12 protein-coding genes are annotated in these 6,456 nt (G+C 47.1%); 1 reads left to right on the forward strand and 11 read right to left on the reverse strand.

The genetic code is table 11. The annotated features are described in order from the left end of the window. Positions 1-76: 76 nt before the first annotated feature. The 11 genes from B7L72_RS13005 to B7L72_RS13045 all read right to left on the reverse strand — a co-directional run bounded on the left by B7L72_RS13005 (position 77) and on the right by B7L72_RS13045 (position 5,235). Complete coding sequence (locus B7L72_RS13005; protein WP_081194870.1) at positions 77-301, reverse strand: addiction module protein; 225 nt, start codon at positions 299-301, stop codon at positions 77-79. Between the two features lie 195 nt (positions 302-496). Then, a complete protein-coding gene (locus B7L72_RS18335) occupies positions 497-850 on the reverse strand; it encodes a hypothetical protein (RefSeq protein WP_139788515.1) in 354 nt (117 codons plus the stop codon). A gap of 131 nt (positions 851-981) precedes the next feature. Continuing rightward, complete coding sequence (locus B7L72_RS18735) at positions 982-1,404, reverse strand: hypothetical protein (RefSeq protein WP_217806079.1); 423 nt, start codon at positions 1,402-1,404, stop codon at positions 982-984. A 221-nt stretch (positions 1,405-1,625) separates the two neighbouring features. Continuing rightward, complete coding sequence (locus B7L72_RS18740) at positions 1,626-2,225, reverse strand: hypothetical protein (RefSeq protein WP_217806080.1); 600 nt, start codon at positions 2,223-2,225, stop codon at positions 1,626-1,628. 99 nt (positions 2,226-2,324) lie between these two features. Continuing rightward, positions 2,325-2,741, reverse strand: a complete 417-nt coding sequence (locus tag B7L72_RS13015) for a GNAT family N-acetyltransferase (RefSeq protein ID WP_081194872.1) — start codon at positions 2,739-2,741, stop codon at positions 2,325-2,327. Positions 2,742-2,826: 85 nt separating this feature from the next. Next, on the reverse strand, positions 2,827-3,126 hold the full coding sequence (locus B7L72_RS13020; RefSeq protein WP_022992354.1) for a type II toxin-antitoxin system RelE/ParE family toxin: 300 nt from the start codon (positions 3,124-3,126) through the stop codon (positions 2,827-2,829). Continuing rightward, on the reverse strand, positions 3,127-3,396 hold the full coding sequence (locus B7L72_RS13025; RefSeq protein WP_022992353.1) for a type II toxin-antitoxin system Phd/YefM family antitoxin: 270 nt from the start codon (positions 3,394-3,396) through the stop codon (positions 3,127-3,129). Between the two features lie 140 nt (positions 3,397-3,536). Next, complete coding sequence (locus tag B7L72_RS13030) at positions 3,537-3,848, reverse strand: DUF2511 domain-containing protein (protein ID WP_081194874.1); 312 nt, start codon at positions 3,846-3,848, stop codon at positions 3,537-3,539. Between the two features lie 78 nt (positions 3,849-3,926). Next, on the reverse strand, positions 3,927-4,226 hold the full coding sequence (locus B7L72_RS13035; protein ID WP_016914159.1) for a helix-turn-helix domain-containing protein: 300 nt from the start codon (positions 4,224-4,226) through the stop codon (positions 3,927-3,929). Then, positions 4,219-4,533, reverse strand: a complete 315-nt coding sequence (locus tag B7L72_RS13040; RefSeq protein ID WP_016914160.1) for a transcriptional regulator — start codon at positions 4,531-4,533, stop codon at positions 4,219-4,221. Before B7L72_RS13040 ends, B7L72_RS13035 begins: the two co-directional genes overlap by 8 nt. 270 nt (positions 4,534-4,803) lie before the next feature. Then, complete coding sequence (locus tag B7L72_RS13045) at positions 4,804-5,235, reverse strand: MerR family transcriptional regulator (RefSeq protein ID WP_081194876.1); 432 nt, start codon at positions 5,233-5,235, stop codon at positions 4,804-4,806. Between the two features lie 73 nt (positions 5,236-5,308). Here B7L72_RS13045 and B7L72_RS13050 point away from each other — a divergent pair, with 73 nt between their 5' ends. Continuing rightward, positions 5,309-6,337, forward strand: a complete 1,029-nt coding sequence (locus tag B7L72_RS13050; RefSeq protein WP_176212888.1) for an SO_0444 family Cu/Zn efflux transporter — start codon at positions 5,309-5,311, stop codon at positions 6,335-6,337. The last annotated feature ends 119 nt before the right edge of the window (positions 6,338-6,456 follow it).

Below are 6,456 nucleotides of genomic sequence, written 5' to 3' on the forward strand. Positions count from 1 at the left end.
GCCCTCGTGAATAAGGCGGGGTAATAGCCAACTGATTCCAGAAACTCGGCTTCCGCTGCCGGGTGAAAAGAATAATTCATTTGATCAGGGCTTTAGCCTTGCGGATGACTTCCTCACCGGACACAGCCTGAACTGAGCCACTATCGAGCTCATCAGCTCTTCGCCGGGCCTCTAGCAGCCAATCTGACCTGAGCTCTTCTTCTGACGGAGACTCAAGACTCAAAACCAGTCGCTGGATCAACTGAGCCCGCTCCTCTCTAGGAAGGTGGAGCGCCTCGTTTTCAATTTTCTGGAGATTCATGGGAAAAACCTCTCATACGCGTACCGCAATCTTGCCACGGATGGGCGCTGGGTGCCACGGCTCGGTGTTTTCGCTTTAACGCCTTGCTCAGCCGCACATACTGCAGAGCGATTTTTGTGCATAAAATGGAGCGCAGCGAAATGCACAAAAACGCGGCACAGTATGTGTCGGATGCAGCAATTTGTTATGTTTTACTTACAGCACATAAAATTCCTTATTTGGGCAATGAATAGTAAAACACTCATAGGGACTTTCTTCAGTGTAAAAAAATAGGCTTGCATCACCCCATTTTAATGAAAAGCAAAAATCACTAATACGACACCAAGTTTCTACTTTTTTACCAATAATCTTTTCAAAACCTTCTGTGGACTCCCACCTTTCATTGACTAGCACTTTAGTGTGGTCATTTGAACGGATCTCTATTTTTCCATCTCCCTCAATGTAACACTTTTCAAATCTAAGCTGTATTTGATGCAGCCCAATACAGACCTGCATCAGCTCATCACCAATCAAAAAAGAAATATCGAAATCAGGTGGTAAAATATTCATATATTAAACATAACGGTTCATGATAACCGGCGGCGACGAACGGCCCGAACACCACCGCAATTTGGTTTTGCTTTTCAATTTAGCACAGACGTATTTTCCGTCCGGTTAATTAGTTTGTTATGTGCCTGTTCTTATTGGTTCGCTATTTTTAGTAGAGTTTCTTTTCCTGTTCCAAACTTACAGATTGCTTCGCAATTTTCTTTCAGGACTGAAAATTTAATATAGTGAATTTTAGTTCCGTTGGATTTAATTGATGGCCTGCTTAACTGTAGCAACAGCTCTTTTTCTCTATTGTCAGGTATTATTAAAAATAAAGAGGAAGGGTTTTCTGGAAACGAGTGATATAGGTCAGTCAGCCTGAGTATTCCCGAATAGATTGAGGTACTTTTTTCAACTTCAAAAGCGCAAACAATATTCTTTGTATTATTTTCAAACCAAATTACATCGATTAATGCAATTGTATTTTTTGTTTCTTTTTCTACATTAATTTCAGGGAAACAAGGGAGGCACAAGGATGAAAAGTTTTTTTCCTTGAAAATTTCTAGAACGATCATTAGAAGCACTAATTACTTGATACCCTAAAGCTTTTCCGATCTTCAATAAATGGTATTGCATTTCAGTATGCAAGTTTTCTTGCTCTCTTTCACTGGTTACTTCTTTGTGCCTTTTTTTGAGAAGGTTTTCAATCTTTGCTTTTTCTTTTTCCGAAAGACTTCCTTCGTCGCCAACCATTATTTTTTTACACCAATGTCAAACAGCAAGCCTGAAATTGCACCTAAATCTTTTGACAGTGATTTTTTATGCTTATTGTTTTTTGTAAAATGACCTCACGCATACGAAGGTATTCAGCCCAGGAACCAAGTTTAACTTTTTCTTTGAATAAATGATTAAAACCATTGACTATTGCTGTATTAAATGGAGGGATTATTTCAGGATGAAGGAAATATAAAATGTTTGCCACTGCCGGACCAAGACCCTTTATTTTCTTCTCATCTAGGTTGATTATTTCCTTTAGGATTTGCTCTTCATTTTTGGCTGCGAAGCAATTTTCAAGAAATTGACCAAAAGACATTTTATTTTCTTCATTTTCATAAATGTCTGGAATTCTTAACTTTGGTTTCCAGTAAAAAGCATGCGATGCTCCAATGAAAACTTGTTTTTGTTCTGTGATACAGTTTAAAACAAACTCTAACGATGAACCTTTGTAGTCATTCCCAAATTCCTTATTTTTAATATCATTGATTACACTTTGAACACCACGGCGTATTGAACGAAAGGCTTTTAGTCTTTCGTCATTATTAATAAACCACGTATTGAATACGGATTCATTGTCAGACCGGTACTTGTCAATTAAGTCGTTTAAGTCACTATTCATATTTTCCTCATTTTTGGCACATAACGCTGAAATAAGCGGCGGCCCGTCAGGGACGTCCGGTGGACGGCCGCCAGGCCGGGAACGAACTTAATTGACTTGTTAATTGCCAATGGTCACCCCCGGATCTAGAACCCAACAACGCTCATTGTGTGTGTAACCAATCTGACCATAGTATGAGTTCGCTGCCGGCGCTGCGATGAGTATCAATTTACAAAGCGGGCCCAGGTGTTCTTGGGTCAGTGACTGCAATCGCTTACCTATGCCTGACCTCTGATAGTTTCTATGAACGGCCAGATCTGACAGGTAGCAAGCATAGTGAAAGTCAGTGACACTGCGGGCAATACCGACAAGTAGAGAGTCATCCCAAGCGCTTACGATGAGATTGGAGTTGGAAACCATTCCCTCCATACAATCTCGATCGTGAATTGGCCGACGCTCCCCAAGGGTAGAGCTATCCAGCAAACCGATGAACTGATCCGTGGTAATGGGATGGTTTACCTTGAAGCTGATCTCCATACCTCTCCCTGGCAATTAACGCCCGCCATCACCGGTGACATAACCGCAGCGAAGCGGAGGGTTTGGCATCCGGTGCATGGCTTGGTTATGTTTCGTTTGCTGGTAATTCGAGCTGCCTCTCACTCCGCCAGACTCGTATGAGCACAACCTCTTTAGCCTGCCTGAGATAGACAACTCGAAACGGCGCGTGAATCAATTCGCGAATATGATCCATGTTGAATTCAGGAACAACTCGGCCAGCATCAGGGTGGATTTGAATCATTTCACAGTGCTCCAGGATAGCAGCCACGAAATCATCACCGATATGTGGCACATCCTGCTCTTTGTAATATTCCTGAATAGCCTGTAAGTCCTCAAGAGCGGACTGTGCGATGCGTAATTCCATTTACTTGATACCCAACGTTTTCCTGGCGTCCTCCAACGATACGGTGTTGCCCTCGCGAACATCCATAAGCCCCCGCGCCACCGCCTTTACAAACCGCAATTCCTCTGCGGTTCTCTCGTAATCCTCGAGCCCCTGAACAACAGCTATGCCGCGGCCACGGCTGGTGAGCAGGATGGGGCGATGCGTATCTTGCGCTCGACCAACCACCTTTCCGGGATTGATCTTCAGGTCTGATAGAGGAATGACATCCTCGGAAAATTTCACTTGCATAGTGATTACCTAGTCAACGATTTGGCACCATTAATAGCACCAGTTAACAGGTGCGGTCAAGAAACATAACGCTGAGCACAGCGGCGGCTGAAAGCCGTCCGGTGGCCGCAGGCCACGTACTGATGCGCCTTGTTAAATTTTTAGCACTGCTCTAGAGCTAACTTCGTCATTTCACCAATATTGATTTTTGCTCCAGGGATATCTGGGTTATTACGCCAAATAGGAGTGATAGACTGGTAGCCCTTACTTTGAGCAAAACCATTCAACTGATACTTTTTATCGCCAACGATGAATATGGCTGCCCGCCCTTGAACACAATCTAATCGTCCGCTTTGAACAGTGAATGGCCACTTCTCGCCATATTCAGAAGCCGAAACCTGCTGTCCGGATTGGCTACAACCAGAAACAAGAAAAACAGATGCTAGAACGACCAAAACTATGACTCTATTCATGTGACCCCATAAATTTAACGCCCTGGCTTTGCGGCGTGCCGGAGCGCCAGCGCAGGCGCGTCCGACAACAGCCACTTGTTAACCCCGGAGTTCGAGGTCTTCCCGAATAACCTCCGGATGACGGAAAGCAATCTCGATGAGTGCCTTTGCCGGCCCTGAGGGTTTACGTCGACCTTGCTCCCATTCCTGCAACGTACGCGGAGAAATATGCAGTACCTCAGCAAACTCCCTCTGGGTCAGGCCGGTTTTACCGCGTGCCTCTGCCACCTCGTTAGGCTCCACACGACTGACTCGTGCGGCTTTGCCCGCTTTCATTTCTTTGACGGACTGGAGTAGCTTGTTGCCAAGCTCCTCAGCACTCAGGGTCTCGTTACTCATTTTCCAATACCTCACGAATCGACTTCAGGATATGCGCGGGTATGTTGTCCTTGACGGCCTTTTTGTAGATCACCAACAGCCAGATCTCGCCATTTGCCAACCTGGTGAAGTAGATAACTCGCACTCCACCCCGCTTCCCTGAACCCGCAACCGACCAACGAACCTTTCTACATCCACCACTACCGGGAATGGGATCACCTATTTCCGGATTGGCTGCCAGCCAAGCGAAGAAAGAGCTCCGCTCCTCTTCAGTCCAAATTTTCCTGGCGTCCGCTTCAAATGTAGGGGTTTCGATGATGGTAAACATACTGACAAATATACGTCATTGACGGAGTTTTGCAAGGTAGGCGGCTAGAAGGGTTAACGCTGCGAGCAGCGGCCGAAGGTCCGCTGCCTTGCCTTGTTGGGCACAACTGCCTGGGGCATTTCGTCGAACCTGGGAATACCTAGGCCCATGCAATCCCAAGCAGGGGATTGGTTAGTGAAGATATCCGCCCGCGGTTTGTACTGGGAAAGGTCATCAAGTGATCCTGCGCGAATCACTGGTCAACTATCACCTCAACGGTATGGCTGCTATTTATTCGCATTTCTGTTTATTACACTGAGGCCTGTGGTCATACAAGGCTCGAATAATCTGGCAATCGGCGGCTTTCCCGCCTCGACATTTGTTTACCACCTGGCGCAGTTCTTTCGTCAGTGCTTGCAACGCAGTAATGCGCTCTTCCAAGAGTTCCAGATGGTGGCTCGCAATGTCATCAGCAGTGGTGCAATCGGTGTCAGGGTTGTCAGAGAGTTCCAACAACTCCCGAATACTCTGTAAATCCAGGCCGAGACTGCGGCCATGGCGAATAAAACAGACACGCTCCAAGGTGGCCCGGTCATAACACCTGTACCCTTGTTCTCCTCGCCATGGGGGAGGCAACAGCCCCAGCTTTTCATAGTGGCGAATGCTCTCTGGGGAACACCCGGTACGGGTGGCAACTTCTCCAATGCGATAAACGTGTTTCATGCGCTTGACCCTGCAACGATTACAAGGTTTAGGCTAGCAGCCACAACATTGGTTAGCAAGAGTACAACGGGTGATGAGTATGATTTCAGAGTTATTGAGTATTGCACTAACTGCTGCTCCCTGGCTGCTGTTAGGGTTGGTTATCGCGGGGCTAATCAAGGCGTGGCTGCCAAAACACTTACTACAGCGCTGGATGGGCGGACATGGGTTAGGAAGTATTACACGGGCGGCGCTTATTGGAATGCCATTACCGCTGTGCTCCTGCGGGGCGATTCCCACTGCATTGGCTTTGCATCGTGGTGGGGCTGGGCGTGGGCCAACAACCTCGTTCTTAATTAGCACTCCGGGCGTGGGGGTAGATTCAATGCTATTAACCAGCGTGTTGCTCGGCCCGTTTATGGCTCTAATTCGAGTGCTTGGAGCATTAATAACAGCTATTGTAACCGGCATTCTGGTTGGGTTTACTAAATCAACCGAATTAACGCCCGATACTACAAATTGCTGTGCATCTTCAGATTGTGGTGAACAACAGGTAGTCAATGAGGCACCAGAGGGAGTGTTGTCAAAGTCCTGGGGGGGGCTGCGTTATGCATTTAGCGATCTGCTGGACGACATCAGTGTGTGGATGTTCGCCGGGCTATTACTGGCGGGCGTGCTGGTCACACTGGTACCACCTACCACCATGGCGGGAGTTTCTGGTGGAATAGGCGCGCTCATATTCATGGCTGTTATTGGTATTCCGTTATATATCTGTGCAGCAGCTGCTACGCCGGTAGCAGCGGGATTGCTGATGACAGGAATTTCACCGGGCATGGCTATTGTATTCCTTCTGGCGGGGCCGATTACCAGCTTGGCGACTTTAGCGATTCTACGCCGAGAGCTGGGCAATCAGGCACTGGCGGTATACTTAGGTAGCGTGCTGCTTGTCACTGTGTTGATTGGCTGGTTGTTTGATGTCGCACTAGGGATTACAGGTTGGAACCCGGTGGAACAGGCAAGTCAGGTACAGGAACTACTACCTGTCTGGTTAGAATGGCTAGCTTTAGTTGTCCTGGTACTAGTAGCTATACGGCCGCTTCGCCGCCGCTGGCTAGGCGTTTAATCGGTAAGCGGTCCGGCAACCTTGCAGTTACCCATAAGCCCGGCTTATTCATGAGGCAGGCCTGAAAACGAAGATAGCGGATGGTATTCTCTTGAGAAATCAGAACGTTCCGGCAAGAA

Source organism: Halomonas sp. BC1 (genome assembly GCF_002078135.1).
GTDB classification, from domain to species: domain Bacteria; phylum Pseudomonadota; class Gammaproteobacteria; order Pseudomonadales; family Halomonadaceae; genus Vreelandella; species Vreelandella stevensii.

Coding starts and splice junctions, on each gene's coding strand:
- B7L72_RS13005 (WP_081194870.1), bottom strand. CDS start 301: ATGAATCTCCAGAAAATTGAAAACGAGGCGCTCCACCTTCCTAGAGAG.
- B7L72_RS18335 (WP_139788515.1), bottom strand. CDS start 850: ATGAATATTTTACCACCTGATTTCGATATTTCTTTTTTGATTGGTGAT.
- B7L72_RS18735 (WP_217806079.1), bottom strand. CDS start 1,404: ATGATCGTTCTAGAAATTTTCAAGGAAAAAAACTTTTCATCCTTGTGC.
- B7L72_RS18740 (WP_217806080.1), bottom strand. CDS start 2,225: ATGAATAGTGACTTAAACGACTTAATTGACAAGTACCGGTCTGACAAT.
- B7L72_RS13015 (WP_081194872.1), bottom strand. CDS start 2,741: ATGGAGATCAGCTTCAAGGTAAACCATCCCATTACCACGGATCAGTTC.
- B7L72_RS13020 (WP_022992354.1), bottom strand. CDS start 3,126: ATGGAATTACGCATCGCACAGTCCGCTCTTGAGGACTTACAGGCTATT.
- B7L72_RS13025 (WP_022992353.1), bottom strand. CDS start 3,396: ATGCAAGTGAAATTTTCCGAGGATGTCATTCCTCTATCAGACCTGAAG.
- B7L72_RS13030 (WP_081194874.1), bottom strand. CDS start 3,848: ATGAATAGAGTCATAGTTTTGGTCGTTCTAGCATCTGTTTTTCTTGTT.
- B7L72_RS13035 (WP_016914159.1), bottom strand. CDS start 4,226: ATGAGTAACGAGACCCTGAGTGCTGAGGAGCTTGGCAACAAGCTACTC.
- B7L72_RS13040 (WP_016914160.1), bottom strand. CDS start 4,533: ATGTTTACCATCATCGAAACCCCTACATTTGAAGCGGACGCCAGGAAA.
- B7L72_RS13045 (WP_081194876.1), bottom strand. CDS start 5,235: ATGAAACACGTTTATCGCATTGGAGAAGTTGCCACCCGTACCGGGTGT.
- B7L72_RS13050 (WP_176212888.1), top strand. CDS start 5,309: ATGAGTATGATTTCAGAGTTATTGAGTATTGCACTAACTGCTGCTCCC.